The sequence below is a fragment of the Hymenobacter citatus genome, assembly GCF_014333615.1.
Classification (GTDB): Bacteria; Bacteroidota; Bacteroidia; order Cytophagales; family Hymenobacteraceae; genus Hymenobacter; species Hymenobacter citatus.
Genome location: NZ_JACSCY010000012.1, coordinates 26,653 through 46,232, shown reverse-complemented (window position 1 = coordinate 46,232; position 19,580 = coordinate 26,653). Strand labels below are relative to the sequence as shown.

Below are 19,580 nucleotides of genomic sequence, written 5' to 3'. Positions count from 1 at the left end.
GCCGGGGCTTTTGGTGCTTGCAGAAGCGCGCTAGCGAAGCTTACAGGTGAATCACCTCGTCGTAGGCAGCGGCGGCGGCTTCCATTACAGCCTCGCTCATGGTGGGGTGCGGGTGCACCGACTTGATAATTTCGTGACCAGTGGTTTCGAGCTTGCGGGCAACTACCACTTCGGCAATCATCTCAGTCACGTTGGCGCCAATCATGTGCGCGCCCAGCCACTCGCCGTACTTGGCGTCGAAAATTACCTTCACAAAGCCATCCTTCACACCACCTGCTGAGGCTTTGCCGGAGGCCGAGAAGGGGAACTTACCTACCTTGATGTCGAGGCCGCGCTTGCGGGCTTCGGCTTCGGTGAGGCCCACGGAGGCAATTTCGGGCTGCGCGTAGGTGCAGCCGGGAATGTTCTGGTAGTTGAGCGGCTCGGGATGGTGCCCGGCAATCTTCTCCACGCAGATAATGCCCTCGGCCGAGGCCACGTGCGCCAGCGCCGGACCAGGCACAATGTCGCCAATGGCGTAGATGCCGTCCACGTTGGTTTTGTAGTAATCGTCTACAATGACACGGCCACGGTCGGTTTTGATGCCCAGTTCTTCCAGGCCGATATTCTCGATGTTAGTGGCAATACCCACCGCCGACAGCACCACGTCGCAATCAAGCTGCTGCTCGCCTTTGGCCGTTTTCACGGTTACTTTGCAGCCCTGGCCGCTGGTATCAACTTTGGTTACTTCGGCTTCAGTGAGTACGTTGACGCCGATTTTCTTGAAGGATTTCTCCATCTGCTTCGACACCTCCTCATCCTCTACCGGCACAATGCGGGGCAGATACTCCACAATGGTTACCTCCGAGCCCATGGTGCGGTAGAAGTAGGCAAACTCGACGCCGATGGCGCCCGAGCCTACTACCACCAGCTTCTTGGGCAGCTGCTCCAGGCTCATAGCCTTGCGGTAGCCAATGATTTTCTTGTCGTCGATGGGCAGGTTGGGCAGCTGGCGCGAGCGGGCACCAGTAGCCAGAATGATGCTCTTGGCTTCTACGGTCTCCTTGCCACCGTCGGCCTTGGTTACCTCAATCTTGCCGGGCGCCAGCAGCTTGCCGGTACCCATAATGGTTTCAATCTTATTCTTCTTGAACAGGAAGTTGATGCCTTTGCTCATGCCATCGGCCACGCCGCGGCTGCGCTTCACCACGGCCGTAAAGTCCTGTCCTACCCCCGTAGCCGACAGACCGTAGTCGCTGGCGTGGTTGAGGTATTCAAATACCTGGGCGCTTTTCAGCAGGGCTTTGGTGGGAATGCAGCCCCAGTTGAGGCAGATGCCGCCCAGCGACTCACGCTCTACCACGCCTACTTTCAGTCCGAGCTGCGAGGCCCGAATGGCGGCTACGTAGCCCCCGGGGCCGCTGCCGATAACGACCAGGTCGTATTGCAATGCCATACTGTTGTGTTGCTAGATAAAATAGAAAGGAAAAGACTACCCGGCAACAATGCCGCCGGTCAGGACAAAGATAGGCAGCCGGGCGCACTCGCCCCAACCGCCGCGGTGCCACCCACTACGGTGGCGTTGTAGGTATTTTTTCGGCGAAGCGCAGCCAGCTGCCGCGCCTGTCCGTACAAAGGCGCCATACCTCCCGGCCATTATAGCCGGTCTGTTTGCCTTTTGCTTACCATGAGAACAACGATATCTACCTTTTTGATTTGTGGCGCCACACTGCTGCTCACTACGCAGTGCGCCCGCACCACCGAGCCCGAAAACCCTACCTATACACAGTCTGATGCTGCTCGCCGGGCCGTAACGATGGAGGAAGGTGCTACCCCAGACCTAGATACCATCGGCGCCGCTGCCACGGCCCCCGACGCCAGCCTGTCGGCGGCGGCTACAGCTCCCGTACCGGCTGCACCAGACCTCCCCGTTACCCCAGCCGACTATCGCACCGCCATCCGCACGGCCGATGCGGGCCTGAAGCTTCACCCGCGCAACTTTGACCTGCTACTCACCCGCGCCAAGGCCCGCACCCAGCTCGGCAGCTACGCCGAAGCCCTACCCGACTACACGGCCGCCCTGCGCCTGAAGTCCGACGACGCCAATGCCTACCGTGGCCGGGGCATGGCCCACGCGGCTCTACAGCAATATTCCGCCGCTGTCTCCGATTACTCCAAGGCGTTGAAGCATAACCCCAACGACAAAGAATCTTTCTTTCAGCGGGGCAAAACGCGCATGCAAATGCAGAACTTCAAAGCCGCCATCAACGACTTCACCCAGGCCATTGCCCTCGACTCTACCTATGCCGCTGCCTACGAAGCTCGCGGCACGAGCTATTCCTCCCTCAACCAGCCCACCGAGGCCCGCGCCGACCTGGAAAAAGCAGCCACGCTGCGGTAAATGGTGAGCTAGTTGTCATCCTGAGCATTTCGCAAACTCACCAGTTCATTTCCCTATCATCATTTTCAGATAAAATCCCGGCCGGCGGAGCTGTTCGCGCAGGTCGAGGTCGAGGAACATGTTGGTGAGGGTTTGGGCGAGGGTAGGGTTGCGCACGGCGCGGTTGGCCACGAAGTTGAACAGCCAGGGGTAGGCCAGCAGGCGCTGCATGGCGCGGCTCAAACGCAGCTCCTGCCACAGGCGGTTGTATACGGCCGCGTCGTAGGCCTTCAGGAAATCGGCGCTGAAGTTTTGCGCCTGCACGGCGCGGGCGGCCCAGTCGGCAGCGTGGCGGCCCGACACCATGGCGTGGCTGATGCCCTCACCCGTGAACGGGTCGATGAGGGAGCCGGCGTCGCCGAGCAGCAGGTAGCCGGCGCCCGATAAGGAGCGCCGTTTGGAGCCCAGCGGCAGGCCCATGCCCCGCACCGGCCCTAGTCGCCGGGCCTGGGCAAAGCGGTGCCGGAAGCTGGGGTGGGTGGTCAGAATTTCGTCGAGGCGGGCGCGCAGGTTGATTTTTTTGGCCGACACCTTATCGGTACGCATCCCTACCCCCACGTTGGCCTGGCCGTTGGGCAGGGGAAAAATCCAGAGGTAGCCAGGTAAGAATTCTTTCAGAAAATGCAGCTCGATGAAGCCGTGCGGGTGCATGCCGGTTACGCCTTCGTAGTAGGTGCGCAGCCCCGCCGAGTGGTGCCGGGGCTCCAGCACGTGCCCGCCAATCTGCCGGGCCTGCGCCGATTGGGCACCGTTGGCAATCAGCAGCAGACGCGGGGTAGCCACCACGGTGCCATCGGCCGCGAGGAGCTGCCAGCGACCATCGGGCAGGCGCTCGTGGCGCACCACCTCTATCCCTTCCCGAAAGTCGATTTCCGGGCGCTGACGCACTTGCTCAATCAGCAGGTTATCGAAATCGAGGCGCTTGGCTACGTGGCCGGGGGCGGGTTCGGCGGTGGGGTTGTAGTGCGCCCGGAAGGGCACTTCCACGGGGCGGCCGTTGGGCGCAAAAAAGCTGATACCCCAACAGGGCACCTGCACCGCCGAGGCCGCCAGCTGCGCGGGCAGGCTAGCATCAATCCGGCGCAACTCGTTGATGACTTTGCCACTGAGCGCGTCGCCGCAGGTTTTGTCGCGCGGGAAGGTGGCGCGGTCGAGCAGCAGGCAGGGCTGGCCGGCGTTGGCAAGGTGTAGAGCTGCCGTGGCCCCGCCCGGTCCGGCACCGAGGATGCAAATGTCCATTGTTTGGGTAGCTGTTAGCTGATGGCTATTAGCTGATAGCTTCGTCATTTAAGCCGCAAGCTACGAGATGCCGGCTATACGCATCGATCGGATGGTTTACAGCTTCAGTTTTGTGCCCTATTCGTCAAAGCTCGTAGCTTGCACCTCAAACACAAAAGCCATCAGCTAGCAGCTATTGGCTAACAGCTCAAACTACATGACAAAACTGCTCGACGGAAAAGTGGCCCTCATTACGGGTGCTTCCAAAGGAATTGGCCGCGCGGTGGCCGTATATTTTGCCCAGCAGGGTGCGCAGGTGGCTTTCACCTACCTTTCCAGCGTGGAGAAAGGCCAGCAGCTGGAACAGGAACTGGCCGAGTTCGGCACCAAAGTGAAAGGCTTCCGCTCCGACGCCTCTGTTTTTGCCGAGGCCGAAAAGCTGGTAGACGACGTGGTGGCCGAGTTCGGCAAGCTCGATATTTTGGTAAACAACGCCGGCATCACGCAGGACGGCCTGCTGATGCGCATGAGCGAGCTGCAGTGGGACCAAGTGCTGAACGTGAACCTGAAATCGGTGTTCAACCTCACCAAAGCCGCCACCAAACCCATGATGCGCGCCAAGGCGGGCAGCATTATCAATATGTCGTCGGTGGTGGGTGTGAAGGGCAACGCGGGCCAGGCCAACTACGCAGCTTCCAAGGCTGGTATTATTGGCTTCACCAAGTCGGTAGCCTTGGAGCTGGGCTCGCGCAACATCCGTTGCAACGCCATTGCGCCTGGCTTCATCGAAACCGAAATGACCGGCGCCCTCGACCAGAAGCAGGTAGAAGAATGGCGCAAGGCTATTCCGCTGCGCCGCGGCGGCTCGCCCGAGGACGTAGCCAAAGCCACAGCCTTCCTGGCCTCCGACGATTCGGCATACATCACCGGACAAGTACTGCAAGTGGATGGCGGCATGCTGACCTAGGCTACTCCCCTACCCTGGTGGCACGACGGCGTGCCTGGCGTGGCCCCAGCGGCTGGCGCCGGGCACGCCGTCGCGTTTTGGGGGTAGCGGGTTGCATTGCGAAATCGTTACGCAATGCGTGTTTTCCCTCGCAACTCATAACCACAATATCGCACATCCTTAATATACGCTTTATACTACCGGAAGACATTTGCGCATCCAAAACCAACCCTACCTCATGCGCAAACACTTTCTACTCTTTCTCAGTATGTGGCTGCTTTTAAGCGGCTATTCTGGCTTCGGCCAATCCACCGACGCGACTATTGAAGGACGCATTGTGGACGAAGCCGGCACTACCCTACCCGGCGTGACGGTGGTAGTACGCAACGAAGCCACGGGCTTTCAGGCCACTACCGTGACCACCACCGACGGGCGCTACCAATTGCGGCAGCTGCCGCTGGGCAAGCCCTACAGCGTGCGGGTGAGCTATGTGGGCTCGGCTACGCAGGTGAAAAATGGGCTAGCCCTGAACCTGGGCGACCAGCTGCGGGTGGACTTCCGGCTGCAACCTGAGGCCGTGGGCTTGCAGGAAGTGGTGGTGCGCGGCAACGCCCTCAACAGCCGCGTAGACCGACTGGGCAGCAGCACGGCCATCACCGACCAGACCATCCGGCAGATTCCGACCCTGAACCGCAGTTTCACCAACCTGGTGTCGCTGGCGCCTACCTCCAACGGGGGCAGCGTGGGCGGGCAGTTGCCATCGTCGACCAACTACCTGATTGACGGCGTGAGTGCCCGCAACAACCTGACCTCCGGGGCAGTAGGCAACGGGCCGTATTCGTTGTCGCTGGAAGCCATCCGCGAGTTTGAGGTGGCCACCAACGTGTACGACGTGACCCAGGGCCGGCAGGGCGGCGGTACCGTCAGCGCCGTGACCAAGTCGGGCACCAACACGTTTACGGGTTCCATATTCGACTATTATCGCGCCGATTTTCTGGCTAGCCCCTACGATATCCGGGGCAACCGTCGCACCCAGAACTTCACCACCAACCAGTACGGTTTCAGCCTGGGCGGCCCCATCATCAAGGACAAGCTGCACTTCTTCACGGCCCTGGACCGGCAGAACGAGTCGGCGCCGTTTTTCATTGCTGATATTAAGTCGGATGCCGATGCCAACGCCTTGGGCATCAGCGCGGGCGCGTTGGATACGGTCCTGAACATTGCCCGCACCAAGTACGGCCTGAGCGACGCCAGGCAGACCGGCGAGTTTGGCCGCAAGACGGTGGCCAACACCTTTTTTGCCCGTCTGGACTGGCAGATCAACAACAAAAACCGCCTGACGCTGCGCAACAACTACAGTTCCTGGGACAACCCCAATAGCGTGAACGACAACTCGGCCATCAACCTGTTTGAGGTGTACGGCAATTTTAAGTCGCGTGAGAATAGCACGCTGGCCTCGCTGCGCACGCAGTTTTCGCCTACCCTGCTGAACGAGCTGAAGGTGCAGTACCAGACCGTGCGGCGCGACTACACGCCCAACGATCTGCTGCCCGGCGCCAACATTCCGCGGGCCATCGTGACGGTGCGCTCGCGCCTACCCAATGGCCGCCAGGGCACTACCTCGGTGCAGCTCGGCGGCCAGCGCTTCACGCCCGAAAACAACCTCGAAAACCAGCTGCAACTGGTGAACACGGCTTACCTCACCAAAGGCCGCTACAACTTCACCTTCGGCACCGACAACACGCTCACCTACCTCGATACCTACATTTCCAGCGAGCAGAACGGGCGCTTTGTGTTCAACAGCTTGCAGGAGTTCAACGACTTAAACCCCTCACGCTACGCCCGGGAGGTGCCGTTGCAGGGCGTGCCCTCGGTGCAGCAGTGGGTGCTGAACGCGTCGTTGTTTGGACAGATGCAGTACAACCCGCTGCCCCACGTAGAGGCCATTGTGGGCCTGCGCTGGGATATGACCAGCTACCTCACGGCGGGCGCCTACAACCCGGTGGTGGAGGAAACCCTGGGCCTGCGCACCGACAACAACCCCACCGACTGGAACAACTTTCAGCCCCGCGTGCAGCTAACCTGGGACGTGAAGGGCGAGCGGAAAAGCATCATCCGGCTGGGTGGGGGTATTTTCTCGGCCAACCCCGTGAACTACGCCCAAGTGAACAACATTCAGAACAGCGGCACCAAAGTGGCCTCCATTGACGTGACGCGGCCCTCAACGGGCGCCAACCCAGTGCCCCGCCCCGACTTCCCGGCCTACCGCAACGACCCCAACACGGCGCCCGGCCTGCTACCCGGCATACCCTATGTATCCACCATCAACCTGAACAACAAAGACTTGCAGGTGCCGAATATCTACAAGGCCAACCTGAGCGTCAACCACTTATTCGGGCAGGTGCTGCGCCTGGGCGTCAACTTCCTGTACTCCTACACCAACGACAACTACGTGTATCTGGACCGCAACCTGGTAGACCAGCCCTACTTTACGCTGGACAACGAGGCGGGCCGCGGCGTATTTGTGCCGGCCAACACGATTACGCGGGCGGGCATCACCAACAACGTGCTGGGCCGCAAAACCCAGGCCGTGGGCCGCACGCTGGAGTTTGTTAGTGCCGCCAAGATCAAGCAGGCGGCGGTGGTGGCCGATGCCGAGCTGCGCTACTTCCGCGACGGATTTTTCAACGCCAGCTACACCTGGAACAGCACCCGCGACAACAGCTCCTACAACGGCAACGTGGCCAATACGTCTACGTTCCGGCCCATCAAGTCGGACCCGCGCAGCCTGAGCGAAATCAACTACTCCGACAACCAGTTTCGGCATAAAGTGGTGTTCTTCGGCGCTTCGCCCAGCGTGGCGGGCTTCGTGCTGAGCGGCCGCTTCACGGGCCTGGGCGGCACGCGCTACTCCCTCACGGTGGATGCCGACATCAACGGTGACTTTGTAGGCGGCCCCGGCACCGATAACGACCTGGCCTTCGTGTTCGACCCCAACAACCCCGCCACCGACCCAGCCGTGGCCGCCTCCATGCAGAAGGTGCTCGACAACCCCGACAACCGCGCCCGCGACTACATCCGCCGCAGCCTGGGCACCATTGCCGACCGCAACGGCGGCGTGAATCCCTTCGCTGGCACGTTTGATGTGCGCCTGCAAAAGTCCTTCAAAACCTTTAAAACGCAGGCTTTCACGCTCAGCGTGGACGTTTTCAACTTCGCCAACCTGCTCAACAAAGACTGGGGCGTGAACTACAACCTGGGCAATCAGAACCTGCTGTCTGTCACGGGCTTCAACCAGACCACGCACCGCTATGTGTACCGCGTGAACGAGAACGTGGGTACTACCCGCCGGAACGGCACGCCCTACCAGATTCAGCTGGGCGCGCGGTATTCGTTTTAATGGTGGACCTCACCCCCCGGCCCCTCTCCTCGGGGAGAGGGGGAGCCAGATGATTTAGCGGTTAGCTTGTAGCTGTTAGCTGATAGCTTTTCTCAAACCAGAGCTAATAGCTAGCAGCTACAAGCTAACAGCTTACTACAAGGCTCCCCCTCTCCCCGAGGAGAGGGGGCCGGGGGGTGAGGTCAACCATCCACAACAATCCAACACATCCAAATCCCCTATGAAGTCTATTTTCCTCTCCATCAGCCTTTGCCTGTCCCTACCCCTCGCGTCTTTCAGCCAAACGGTTAAGCACGTGGTACTGGTTAGCATTGATGGGTTTCGGCCTGATTTCTACCGTGAGGCCAAGTGGCCTACCCCCAACTTGCAGCGCATGGCCGCCGAGGGCACCTCGGCCGACGGCGTGCGGGGCGTGTTTCCGAGCGTGACTTATCCTTCGCACACTACCCTGATTACGGGGGTGGCGCCGGCCCAGCACGGCATCTACTACAACTCGCCCTTCGAGCCCGACGGCGCCACCGGCCGCTGGTACTGGGAAGAAAACCTGATTAAGACCGAAACGCTGTGGGACGCCGTGCGCAAGGCGGGCCTGAAATCGGCCTCGGTGATGTGGCCGGTGTCGGTGGGTGCGCCCATTGATTACAACATTCCCGAGTTCTGGTCTTTGGACAAGAACGTGGACCGCTTCACGCCAGTGCGCCAGAACACCATGCCCAAGGGCCTGATGGAGGAAATTGAGCTGAACGCCACCGGCAAACTCACGGCCCGCGACATGAGCAGCGACTACGTGAGCGGCGACGAAAACGGCAGCCGCATGGCCGCCTACCTCCTCGAAACCTACAAGCCCAACCTGCTCACCCTGCACGTGTTTGGGGTAGACCACGCCGAGCACCAGGATGGCCGTGACGGCGCCCACGTGCGCCGCGCCCTGGCCACCGCCGACTGGGTGGTGGGCCACCTGCTGGAGGCCCTCGCCAAAGCCGGCATCGAGAAGGAAACGGCCATTATCGTGACTGGCGACCATGGTTTTGTGGACATCAACACCGCGCTGGCGCCCAACGTGTGGCTGGCCCAAAATGGGCTGTACAACGCCGAAAAAGGTGATTGGAAAGCGCAGTTTCATACGTCTGGCGCGGCGGCTTTTCTGATGCTGAAAGACCCCAAGGACAAGAAAACTCTGGCGAAGGTGCGCCAGCTGCTGGCCGCTGCTCCCGCCGAGCAGCGCAAGCTGTTTCGGGTGGTAGAGCGCCCTGAGCTGGACCAGATCGGCGCCGACCCCAACGCCGCGCTGGCTCTGGCCCCGGTGCCGGGCGTGTCGATGAGTAGCGCGCGCGAGGGGCAGGTGGTGCGCGCCGGCAAGGGCGGCACCCACGGCTTCTTTCCTGATTTCGACCAGATCCGAACCGGCTTTATTGGCTACGGACCGGGCTTTGAGGCGGGCAAGGTGGTGCCGCAAATGAACTTGCAGGACGTGGCGCCCCTCACGGCCAAGCTGCTGGGCCTACCCTGGCAGACGCCGCCGACAACGCCGAAGGTTCTTAAGACCGCTGCGAGGTAGGGCACTGTTCAGCTTTCTTGTGACACCCAGTAGAGCCGCAGCCGCAAGCTGCGGCTCTACGCGTAATGGGCGGAGTGCTCAGCAATGGTTTTTACCAGGCAGAAGCGCAGAAAATGAGGCAACTACAAAAAGAAATACGCATCTTTTTGGCGTCTGCTAATCTTACCTTCTTCCTACCCATGAAAAAAACCACTACACACGCCGCCCTGGCGAAAGTCGGCGTTGGCACCTTGTTGCTTACCACCGTGCTATTCTCGCCCGCGCAGGCCCAAAAGCCTACCCTCACGCTGGACGTATCGAAGCCGGGCGCCGCCGTCAGCCCGATGCTGTATGGGTTGATGACCGAGGAAATCAACCACTCCTACGACGGCGGCCTATACGCCGAGCTGATCCGCAACCGGATCTTCAAGGACGACCCTACTACCCCCGAAGGGTGGAGCCTAGTGCAGGATAACGCCGGCTCCAAGGCTAGCATCAAGCTGATGGCCGCCACCCAAGGCAACGTGCCCTACGACGAGCGGCGTCACGCCATCAACGAGGCCCTGACCACCTGCCTGCGCCTGACCGTGGAAAAGGCCAATGGCCGGGTAGGCGTGGCCAACGAAGGCTACTGGGGCATTCCGGTGAAGCCGGCTACCACCTACCAGGCCTCCTTATACCTGAAGGGCACGGGCAGCATTCCGCCGCCGCGCCAGCGGCCGGGCCAACCGGCACCGCCCGCCGCACCGGTTATCGAGGACAATACCGCCGGCCCGATGCAGGTGACCATCGAGAGCAACGACGGCAAAACGGTGTACGCCACCGGCACCGTGAACCTGGAAAAAAGCCCTTATTGGAAGAAGTACAACGTGACCCTGACCACCAGCGCCAACGTGAACCCCACGAAAGACGCCCGGTTCGTCATTTCCACCGACCGGCCCGGCCTGTACTACTTCAACCTGGTGTCGCTGTTTCCGCCTACCTTCAACAACCGCCCCAACGGCAACCGCCCCGATCTGACGCAGATGATGCTGGACATGAAGCCCAAGTTTCTGCGCTTCCCCGGCGGCAATTACCTGGAAGGCCCGCTGCTGACGGATGCGTTTCCTTGGAAAGCCACGCTGGGGCCGCTGGAAAGCCGCCCCGGCCACAAGGGCTCCTGGGGCTACCGCGCCTCCGATGGCATGGGGCTGCTGGAGTTTTTGCTGTGGTGCGAGGATATAAAAGCCGAGCCGCTGCTGGGTGTGTACGCCGGTTACTCGCTGGACGGTGACCACATCGACGCTGGCCCCCTTCTCCAACCCCACGTGGAAGATGCCCTGAACGAGATAGAGTACGTGATGGGCGACGTGAACACCTATTGGGGTGCCAAGCGCGCCGCCGACGGCCACCCTGCCCCCTTCAAGCTGCGCTATGTGGAAATCGGCAACGAAGACTGGTTTGACCGCAGCAACAGCTACGACGGCCGTTTCAACCAGTTCCGCACCGCCATTGAGAAGAAATACCCGCAGCTGCACTGCATCTCCACCATCGCCGACGCGCAGTTTCCTAACCAGAAAGTGACCAGCGGCAAGGCGCCGGAGCTGCTCGACGAGCACTACTACCGCAACTCCTGGGACATGTGGCAAAACGCCGCCCAATACGACACCTACGACCGTAACGGTCCTAAAATCTTCGTGGGCGAATGGGCCACGCGCGAGGGCGCTCCTACTACCAACCTGAACGCCGCCCTGGGCGATGCCGCCTGGATGACCGGCATGGAGCGCAACGCCGACCTGGTAGTGATGTCGTGCTACGCGCCGCTGTTTGTGAACGTGAACACCGCCACGGCTACCGCCAAAAAAGCCTGGCAGTGGGATTCGGACTTGATTGGGTACGATGCCCTGAATAGCTACGGGTCGCCGGCGTACTACGTGCAAAAGATGTTCAGCGAGTATCTGGGCAATCAGATTGTGCCGACCACGGCCGCCAACATTCCCCTGCGCCCCCGCCCCATGACCCGCCGCGACAGCACCGAGGGTAGGACGCCCAAGCCCGTGCCCAGCCTGTTCTACGCCGCTACCAAAGACGACAAAACCGGCGCCATCTACCTGAAGCTCGTCAACACCCTGGGCACCAAGCAACCCATCGACATCAACCTACAAGGCGTTACGAAACTGGAGCCAAGCGCCACGATGGTGGTGCTAAAAGGCACAAAGCCCGAGGATACAAACAGCATCACGGACCCGAAGAAGATAGTTCCTACTACGGCCCGCATCAAGCGCGTAGCGCCCCAGTTCACCCGCACCCTCGACCCCTACTCCGTGACGGTGTTGCAACTGCAGCCGCGGCAGTAGAGCGCAGCCCACCTCTCCCTGCCGATAAATCCAATCAGCAGTAGGTAGCATTGCGCAAATGCACAACAGCCTGCCTCACAGCAGGCTGCTACGAAGACAGGATAGGCAGAAGCAGAGGAACACCCACTCCTGGGTATCCTACATGTACCTATTAAAAAAGCAAAAAGGGCAGCCAATTGGATGCCCTTTTTGTTTAAACCTTGCCAACAGACTACTTCTCGGGGCAGTGCCCAGGACCCGTAGCTCCGCTATTGTAGTTATCCAGAGCCGATACGAGAGCACTCGTAACGCCGGGCGCCAGGTAGCCACTGTCTCCCACTTTCAGATCCCCAATCATTTCATCCGCAGCAACAATGCTGGCTGCCACAGCTGATGCTTTTGCACCATTTGCAACGTTCAGTTTTGCCGCAATCAATTGGTGCGCCAGAGTGAGTAAGCCATTACCTTTTGCCGGAGTGTTGAGAATAGAGCACAGCTGCGTGTCTTGGTAGGAAGTGTTACCAAGCATCAATGACGTCACAGGCCACATGTTCGTATTGTTGCCGTTCAGGCAACCTTCCGGGCCGTGTGTTTTCCAGTAGCCTTGCGTTAGGGTACAGGATGTTTCGCCGCTACACGCTAGTGTAGAGCACATTTGCGTAGCAGAAAACTCGCTTTTTGCCTTTCCTTGGGGCACATTATGTGCAAAAGCACGGAACACGTACTCTCTCCCACAGAGCAGCGGTACGTTTTCGCAGGGCGACGACGCGCCCACCTGGTCGTATAGTACGTCGCCGATTGTTACTTCGGTATACCCCTGGCTAGGCAGATTATAGCCTGAGGCACCTGGCACGCCAGAAAAAGAAGCTTTGCAGAACGATGACGTCTCGGTATTTACCTCACTACTCACCGGCCACCCGTTCGCATCATATTCTGATTTCAACATCCATTGCACCGAGAAACCGGCAGGTGCTCCGCTATTACCCGCGCGTACTACTAGCGTGATGCTGCTACCGGTTGCTTTGGTGGGCACACAATCAATGGAAGGTGCATCGAGCACTGTGGTAGGTGTGGATTTGGCATTCTGCGCCGAGGTAGCAGACAAATTCACATTATCCAACTCCGTTTTCGAGCAGGAGAAAATAGCTCCGCTAAGCAGCAGCGTAAGCAGAGAAGCTTTGACAAGGTTTCTCATGGTTGTGAAGCTTGAAGGGTGAAGAAGTGAAGTGTGCTAGAGGTACTCCACCATAGTGCATACCACTGCTAGTGTGGCTTATAGCCACTTAGAATAATGTTAGCAGCTACTGTGGAGCTTCTACACGAAAAATAGTAAGAAAACTCTGATTTTAAATCAAAATATTCATAATTATTTTATAAATAGTACAATTATATAAGCATAGTATTTTTCTAATTTACTTTCTTATCGTCACTGTAATTGTCTACTTATCAATATTTCATAGCCATACATATGGTATCATCGCAGAATAAAGACACTACACTTTCAATTTTTTGGTTCTGTCGAAAGAAAAAAGATGGTAGTAAGACACTTTTGCCCAGCAGAATTTCACCAGAGCTATTGAAGCCGATGCCCCCGCGCAGAAACCCTTCGAATGAAGCTTAGGAAATGCTGGAGACAGAGTCGCACGAACACTGATTCTGGACCGCCGCACCTGCCTGCGCCGCTTCTGGGGTGACGACAATTTCTTCACTGCCCGCAACATGGATGTGTATCTGTCGCACCTGCGCAAGCACCCGCGCCAGGATGAGACGCTGAATATTCTGAATATCCAAGGGGTAGGGTTTAAGCTGATTGCGTAGCTTGTGTTGCTTTTTACGCCCTCTGCTCATGCACAAGCGCTTTCTGTTGCTTCTCCTGCTTGTTCTTACTGCGGCTGCCGCTTTCGTTGCCTATCCTCGCGCCCGGCATCGTTACCTTCGCTACCGCAGCGCACAACAGGCCGCTACCACCGTAGCCCAGGCCGCCCCGCAGCTCCATGACGGCGACTTGATTTTTCAGGCGTCTACTTCCGCTCAGAGCCAAGCTATTCAGCTGGCCACGCACTCGCCGTATAGCCACTGCGGCATCCTCTACCGCCAGGGCAACGAGTGGCGCGTGTATGAAGCCGTGCAGCCCGTGAGCGATACGCCACTGGGCAGTTGGGTGGCGCGGGGCGCTGGTGGTCATTTTGTGGTGAAGCGCTTGCGCGACGCCGACCGAGTACTCACGCCGGCCGCGTTGCGCCGCCTCCGCGCCGCCGGCGAGCAGTACCGCGGCAAAAACTACGACCTCTACTTTGGTTGGTCCGATGACCGCATCTATTGCTCCGAGCTACTGTGGAAGATGTATCAACAGGCCACCGGCCGCGAAATAGGTCAACTACAGCACCTGCGTGAGTTTGATCTGAGCCAGCCGGCTGTGCAGGCAAAGCTGAAAGAACGCTATGGCAAGCAACTGCCGCTGGATGAGCTGGTTATTTCGCCTGTGCGGATGCTGGAGAGTAGGGAGTTGGTGACGGTGGTAGAGCGGTAGGGCTTATTTCTCCGGCGTAGCCGCTTCTACTTCGTACAGAAACGGCAGCATTTATGAAACAGGCGGCACGCGTGGCGCACACCCAACTACCCCAAACGCTTCACCTACCCTATTGACCTTTTGAACAGGTCTAAATTCAATTCCTCGTTCGGTACGCATTGGGCGTAACGCCCGTCTTTTGTTTGAATAGCCGAGTGAAATGCTGTGGGTATTTGAAGCCTAATTCGTAGGCAATTTCACTCACTGATTTATGCAGGTTGAATACCCGCTCCTTGGCTATATCTATCACTTTGGCCTGAATGTATTCCTGGGCAGATTTACCGGTTTCCTTCTTCACCAAGTCGCCGAAGTAGTTGGGGGATAGATGCAACGCTTCGGCGCAGTAAGCAACCGAAGGCAAGCCTTCCTTCTGCGGATGATCGGACGAGAAATAGCCTCCCAACACGCGTTCAAACCGTTCCAGAATTCCTTTATTGGCCGTATCGCGCGTTATAAACTGGCGGTCGTAGAAACGGAGGCAGTACTTGAGCAGCAGCTCGATGTTGGAAGCTATCAGGGTTTTGCTGTGCTTGTCTATCGTTTGCTCAAGCTCATACTCGATGTTGGCGAAGCAATCCAACACAATGCCTTTCTCTTTTTCCGATAAGTGCAGCGCTTCATGTACAGCATAGGTAAAGAAGGAATACGCTTGCATGTGCTTGCCCAGCGGCGTGCCGTGCAGCAGGTCGGGGTGAAAGAGCAATGCCCACCCTTTTGGGGCAAATAGCTCCACGCCGGGTTCCACCCCTACCATCTGGCCGGGCGCTATAAAGATCAGACTGCCTTCCTGGTAATCATAGTGCCTTCTGCCGTAGCGCAACTGACCGTGGTTGAGTTCTTTCAGCCCCACCGCATACAACCCGAAGTTGAAGGACTTGGCGGGCATTGGCTGCGCTTTCGCGAGGTCCAGCACCGTAATGAGCGGGTGCCTGGTGGGTATGCCCCGCATGGTATTGTACTGCGAGACGCTGTCAATATGCACAATCTCTTCCATGGCCTTGTTCGTTGCTGGCTACAAAAGTACAGGTTCCGACAAGCCCTTCCGGCACCGGCTTTCCCAAGTAGTAATAGTGGTAAGTAAACCTGTAATCTGTATACAAATCGGCCTACCTACCCTCCCCACTTTTGCAGCAGCAGCCACGCAAACCACAACTAGCTGCTACTGCAATATGAAAACTCGACAACTAGGAACCTCCGGATTAGAAGTGTCCGAACTTGGCTTCGGCTGCATGGGCCTGAGCCATGGATATGGCCCGGCAACGAACGAAAAAGAGGCCATTGCCCTCATTCGCAAAGCGTACGAATGGGGTATTACGTTTTTCGATACCGCCGAAGTGTACGGCCAGGGCGCCAATGAGCAATTGGTAGGTAAAGCCTTGCATGACGTGCGCGACAACGTCATTATCGCCACCAAGTTTGGCTTTCAGAACGGCCGCAATACCGACGGGTTGAATAGTCGCCCGGAGCGTATCCGGCAGGTGGCGGAAAACTCGCTGCGGTATCTACAAACCGATTGTATCGACTTGTTCTACCAGCACCGCGTAGACCCGGACGTGCCAGTAGAAGAGGTGGCCGGCACCGTCAAAGAGTTGATTGCCGAGGGCAAAGTGAAATACTTTGGGATGAGTGAGGCGAGCGCACAAAGTATTCGCCGGGCCCACGCCGTCCAGCCCGTGGCCGCCCTGCAAAGCGAGTACTCCATGTTCTGGCGCGAACCAGAGCAGGAAATTCTTCCCTTGCTAGAAGAACTGGGCATTGGTTTCGTGCCGTTTAGCCCGCTGGGCAAAGGGTTCTTAACAGGTAAAATGAATGCGAATACCGCATTCGACAAGACCGATTGGCGAAATGTTATGCCGCGTTTCAGCAAAGAAAACCGCGAAGCGAATCAAACCATTGTTGACCTGGTCACAACGCTTGCGGCCGAACGAAACGCCACGCCGGCGCAGATTGCCCTAGCCTGGCTACTGGCGCAAAAACCCTGGATTGCCCCAATTCCGGGAACCACAAAAATGACTCGCTTGGAAGAAAATATAGGCGGGACAACTATCACGTTGAGCGAGGAGGAGTTGGTTGTTATCAAAAGGGCGTTGGACAGCATCAACCTGCAGGGAGAGCGTTACCCCGCAATTTTAGCAGACCTGCAAGGCCGGTAATCTACGGGGTAGTGGCTCATGCTAGTCGGCGTGAGCCACTACCCTGTAAATCGTACGGTGGTCTAATACTTACAACGTACTTCGATTACTCATGTAAAGCAGAGCATTTTCTTAGGCATAATCAGTAGCTACAGTTGCAAGCGGTATCCAGACGTGCAAGCCAATCTATAGAAGAGCTATGGCAAGCAGTTGCTACTAGATGAACTGCTAACGATAGTGAAACAGTAATTTTATACTCATTAATTATTCTCTAAATAGTTTGTTTTTCATTTCCTTATATCCATTCCAATGATACCAAGTATCATAAAACCAAATAGTAGTTGGGCCATTTGATGATCGAACTACATAAACCTGACCCGCATGAGATGGATATGCTTCCTTCATACTATATAGAAGTAATTCCTGCATATAATTCATTATTATTTGCTCTTCACTCAAGCTGATTTGCTTCTGTTTAATCAACTGAGGTTTTCGCTCTTCACTTGGCGGGCATATTGAATCTGTATAGAGCACAGCAGTTAATGAGGCGTTTCTGCTCTCCTCGGGCCACCACTTATTACTCCCGTATATCTTTATCAAGTCCCTATGTCCACCAAACTCCCCACATTCTGAATATTGAGCACTCAAAAAAAGTGTGTCAGAGTTAAGTAGATGTTCGGTATTTGAAACTACCGTAGGCTCTTGCTTTGCTGTACATGCTATTAGAAATAGCGTAGCAGCAGTTAGAGTATATGTAATTAGAGAACAGATGCATTTTGTATTCATTGCAAAAAGGCATATAAAGCTTTAGTACTTGAAGATAGCGATGGAACTTTCTCCTCGCGTAACTTCCTACCTTCGCTTCGCCTGTTCACTTGCGCAACTATCCGGCTTGCTCCCGGGTTCTTAGCATTCCATCTGATACCGTCGCCTTTTGCTGACTACCGCTTATTCTCCCTGGTTTATCCTGCTGTGCCTGGCCGTGGGCGCCGGCTACGCGGCTTTGCTCTACTCGGCGCGGGCGCCTTGGAGCAAGCCTATTAATTATCTGCTGGCGGGGCTGCGCTTTGTGGTCGTAAGCTTTTTGTGCTTTCTGCTGCTGGGTCCGTTTGTGCGCGCTACCACCAATACTACCGAAGCGCCTACCCTGGTGCTGGCCGTGGATAACTCGCAGTCGGTGGGGCTGTTTACGCCGGCGCCGGTGTTGCAGCAGGCGCGCACAGGCCTCACGCAGCTGGCCGCCACTCTGCGCGGCCGCGGTTTCAACGTGGAAACCCGGACCCTGCCGCCCGCCCCGCAGCCGCCCGCTACCCCCGATTCGGTGCGCTTCACGGCCCCAGCCACCGACCTCGACGCCCTGCTCACGGGCGTGCAGGAGGGTTATGAGGGCCGCAACCTGGCCGGCGTGGTGCTGCTCTCCGATGGCATCGTGAATCAGGGTAGGGCCCCGGAATACACCACCTATAAATTCCCGATTTACAGCGTAGCCATGGGTGACACCGTGCCCAAACGCGACCTGAGCCTGCCCGCGCTCAACTACAACCGCGTGGCCTTCAGCGGCAACAAGTTTCCGGTTGAGGCGGAAGTGGCCTACGACGGCTTTGCCGGCGGCACAGCTACTGTGCAGCTGCGCGAGGGCGGCCGCGTGCTGGCTACTAACACTGTGAAGCTGCCCGCGGGTCAGCGGCGCACCAAAACCACGTTTTTGCTGACGGCGCCCGCCCCCGGCAAGCGCCGCTACGAGGTGGTAGTGCAGAAGCAAGCCGGCGAGTTTACCTTACTCAACAACAGCAAGTTTGCCTACGTGGACGTGGTGCGCGGCAGGCTGCGCGTGCTGCTGGCCGCCGCCGCGCCCCACCCCGATTTGAAAGCCCTGCGTGCCGCCATCAGCAGCAACGACAACTACGAGCTGGTGGCCTACCTGCCCGGCATCACGCCCCTGAAGGCCCAGGACTACGACGTGGCCATTCTGCACCAGCTGCCCAGCCGGCTAGGGGTAGGGCAGGAAGTGCTGAACCTGGTGCGCCAGCAGCGCCTACCGGCCTTGTATATCCTGGGCGCGCAGTCCGATTTCACGGCGTTCAACAATGCTGGCGCGGGCCTGACGGTGCAGCCCCGCGGCCAACAGACCGACGACGTGACGCCCGCGCCGAATCCGGCCTTTGCGCGCTTCACGTTTTCGCAGGACGACTTACAGCGCTTTGCCGCCTACCCGCCCGCACCGGTGCCCTTCGGGGAGGTGCAGTTGAGCGGCGGGGCCGAGGCGGCGCTGTTGCAGCAGGTAGGGCGCGTGCGCACCACCAAGCCGCTGCTGGTATTTGGCGGGGGCGCGCAGACCAAGGCCGCTACCCTACTTACCGACGGCAGTTGGCAGTGGCGCTTGCAGGAGGCCGTGGAGCACGACGACCATCCCGAGGCCTACGACCGCCTGGTGGTGCGCACGCTGCAACTCCTGACGCAAAACGCCAACAAGAAGCGCCTCGATGTGTACCCTACCCAGGACGACTTCACGACCCGCGACGACGTGACGTTTGGGGTGGAGACGTACAACGCCATCTTCGAGCGCATTTACAATCAGAAGATTACGCTCACGCTCACCAACGAGCAGAACCAGCCGCGCACGTTCACCTTCAGCAACAGCGAGGACGGCTCGCCGCTCCACCTGGGCCCCTTGCCCGGTGGGCTCTACCGCTACCAGGCCCGCGCCACGCTGGGTGGCCAACCCCAGCAGGCCAGCGGCGAGCTGCTGGTGCAGGACCAGCAGCTAGAAGCCCTTCAATCGCGCGCCGACCACAACCTGCTCTATCAGCTCAGCCGCCAGAGCGGGCAGCGCTTGTACTACCCTAGTCAGTTTGCGCAGCTTGCGCAGGACATTGAAAAGGCGAACTACAAGCCCGTTATCTACTCGCAGGAAGACCTAAAGGAATTGATTGACCAGAAATGGCTGTTTTTCCTGCTGCTGGCGCTCGTGACGGCCGAGTGGGGTATTCGGAAATATTCAGGCAGCATCTAAGGTGTTGTTTGAGTTAGACCGGTGGGTTGTT

The 19,580-nt window shown here is 58.2% G+C and carries 14 protein-coding genes; 9 read left to right on the top strand and 5 right to left on the bottom strand.

Annotation, left to right across the window (positions count from 1 at the left end; all coding sequences use genetic code 11):
• Nucleotides 1-40: 40 nt before the first annotated feature.
• Nucleotides 41-1,435 (bottom strand): dihydrolipoyl dehydrogenase, encoded by a 1,395-nt coding sequence (gene lpdA / locus H8B15_RS14585; protein WP_187320408.1) that lies wholly within the window; start codon nt 1,433-1,435, stop codon nt 41-43.
• A gap of 231 nt (nt 1,436-1,666) precedes the next feature.
• Between lpdA and H8B15_RS14580 the strand changes: the two genes are divergently transcribed.
• Complete coding sequence (locus H8B15_RS14580) at nt 1,667-2,380, top strand: tetratricopeptide repeat protein (protein WP_187320407.1); 714 nt, start codon at nt 1,667-1,669, stop codon at nt 2,378-2,380.
• 45 nt (nt 2,381-2,425) lie between these two features.
• On the opposite strand, the gene H8B15_RS14575 is transcribed toward H8B15_RS14580, so the two are convergent.
• Nucleotides 2,426-3,658: an NAD(P)/FAD-dependent oxidoreductase gene (locus H8B15_RS14575; protein ID WP_187320406.1), complete on the bottom strand. Its 1,233-nt coding sequence runs from the start codon at nt 3,656-3,658 to the stop codon at nt 2,426-2,428.
• A 196-nt stretch (nt 3,659-3,854) separates the two neighbouring features.
• Between H8B15_RS14575 and fabG the strand changes: the two genes are divergently transcribed.
• The 4 genes from fabG (at nt 3,855) to H8B15_RS14555 (ending at nt 11,856) form a co-directional block, all read left to right on the top strand.
• Nucleotides 3,855-4,604 (top strand): 3-oxoacyl-[acyl-carrier-protein] reductase, encoded by a 750-nt coding sequence (gene fabG, locus H8B15_RS14570; protein ID WP_187320405.1) that lies wholly within the window; start codon nt 3,855-3,857, stop codon nt 4,602-4,604.
• Between the two features lie 247 nt (nt 4,605-4,851).
• Nucleotides 4,852-7,983, top strand: a complete 3,132-nt coding sequence (locus H8B15_RS14565; protein ID WP_246455510.1) for a TonB-dependent receptor — start codon at nt 4,852-4,854, stop codon at nt 7,981-7,983.
• Nucleotides 7,984-8,203: 220 nt separating this feature from the next.
• A complete protein-coding gene (locus H8B15_RS14560; protein WP_187320403.1) occupies nt 8,204-9,541 on the top strand; it encodes an alkaline phosphatase family protein in 1,338 nt (445 codons plus the stop codon).
• A 179-nt stretch (nt 9,542-9,720) separates the two neighbouring features.
• A complete protein-coding gene (locus H8B15_RS14555; protein WP_187320402.1) occupies nt 9,721-11,856 on the top strand; it encodes an alpha-L-arabinofuranosidase C-terminal domain-containing protein in 2,136 nt (711 codons plus the stop codon).
• Between the two features lie 211 nt (nt 11,857-12,067).
• On the opposite strand, the gene H8B15_RS14550 is transcribed toward H8B15_RS14555, so the two are convergent.
• The gene (locus tag H8B15_RS14550) at nt 12,068-13,030 is read right to left on the bottom strand and encodes a hypothetical protein (RefSeq protein WP_187320401.1); all 963 of its coding nucleotides are present in this window, start codon (nt 13,028-13,030) and stop codon (nt 12,068-12,070) included.
• A 455-nt stretch (nt 13,031-13,485) separates the two neighbouring features.
• Here H8B15_RS14550 and H8B15_RS14545 point away from each other — a divergent pair, with 455 nt between their 5' ends.
• Together H8B15_RS14545 and H8B15_RS14540 are read left to right on the top strand one after the other, a co-directional pair.
• Nucleotides 13,486-13,653 carry a winged helix-turn-helix domain-containing protein gene (locus tag H8B15_RS14545; RefSeq protein WP_187320507.1) on the top strand — a complete coding sequence of 56 codons (168 nt, stop codon included), beginning with the start codon at nt 13,486-13,488 and terminating at the stop codon, nt 13,651-13,653.
• A gap of 28 nt (nt 13,654-13,681) precedes the next feature.
• Nucleotides 13,682-14,365, top strand: coding sequence for a YiiX family permuted papain-like enzyme (locus H8B15_RS14540; RefSeq protein ID WP_187320400.1), 684 nt, complete (start codon nt 13,682-13,684; stop codon nt 14,363-14,365).
• A gap of 136 nt (nt 14,366-14,501) precedes the next feature.
• Here H8B15_RS14540 and H8B15_RS14535 read toward each other — a convergent pair whose 3' ends face one another.
• On the bottom strand, nt 14,502-15,398 hold the full coding sequence (locus H8B15_RS14535) for a helix-turn-helix domain-containing protein (RefSeq protein ID WP_187320399.1): 897 nt from the start codon (nt 15,396-15,398) through the stop codon (nt 14,502-14,504).
• Between the two features lie 175 nt (nt 15,399-15,573).
• On the opposite strand from H8B15_RS14535, the gene H8B15_RS14530 reads away from it, so the two are divergent.
• A complete protein-coding gene (locus H8B15_RS14530) occupies nt 15,574-16,557 on the top strand; it encodes an aldo/keto reductase (protein ID WP_187320398.1) in 984 nt (327 codons plus the stop codon).
• A gap of 243 nt (nt 16,558-16,800) precedes the next feature.
• Here the strand turns inward: H8B15_RS14530 and H8B15_RS14525 are convergent, their stop codons facing one another.
• Nucleotides 16,801-17,070, bottom strand: coding sequence for a hypothetical protein (locus H8B15_RS14525; protein ID WP_187320397.1), 270 nt, complete (start codon nt 17,068-17,070; stop codon nt 16,801-16,803).
• A gap of 400 nt (nt 17,071-17,470) precedes the next feature.
• On the opposite strand from H8B15_RS14525, the gene H8B15_RS14520 reads away from it, so the two are divergent.
• Nucleotides 17,471-19,549, top strand: coding sequence for a VWA domain-containing protein (locus tag H8B15_RS14520; protein WP_246455509.1), 2,079 nt, complete (start codon nt 17,471-17,473; stop codon nt 19,547-19,549).
• The last annotated feature ends 31 nt before the right edge of the window (nt 19,550-19,580 follow it).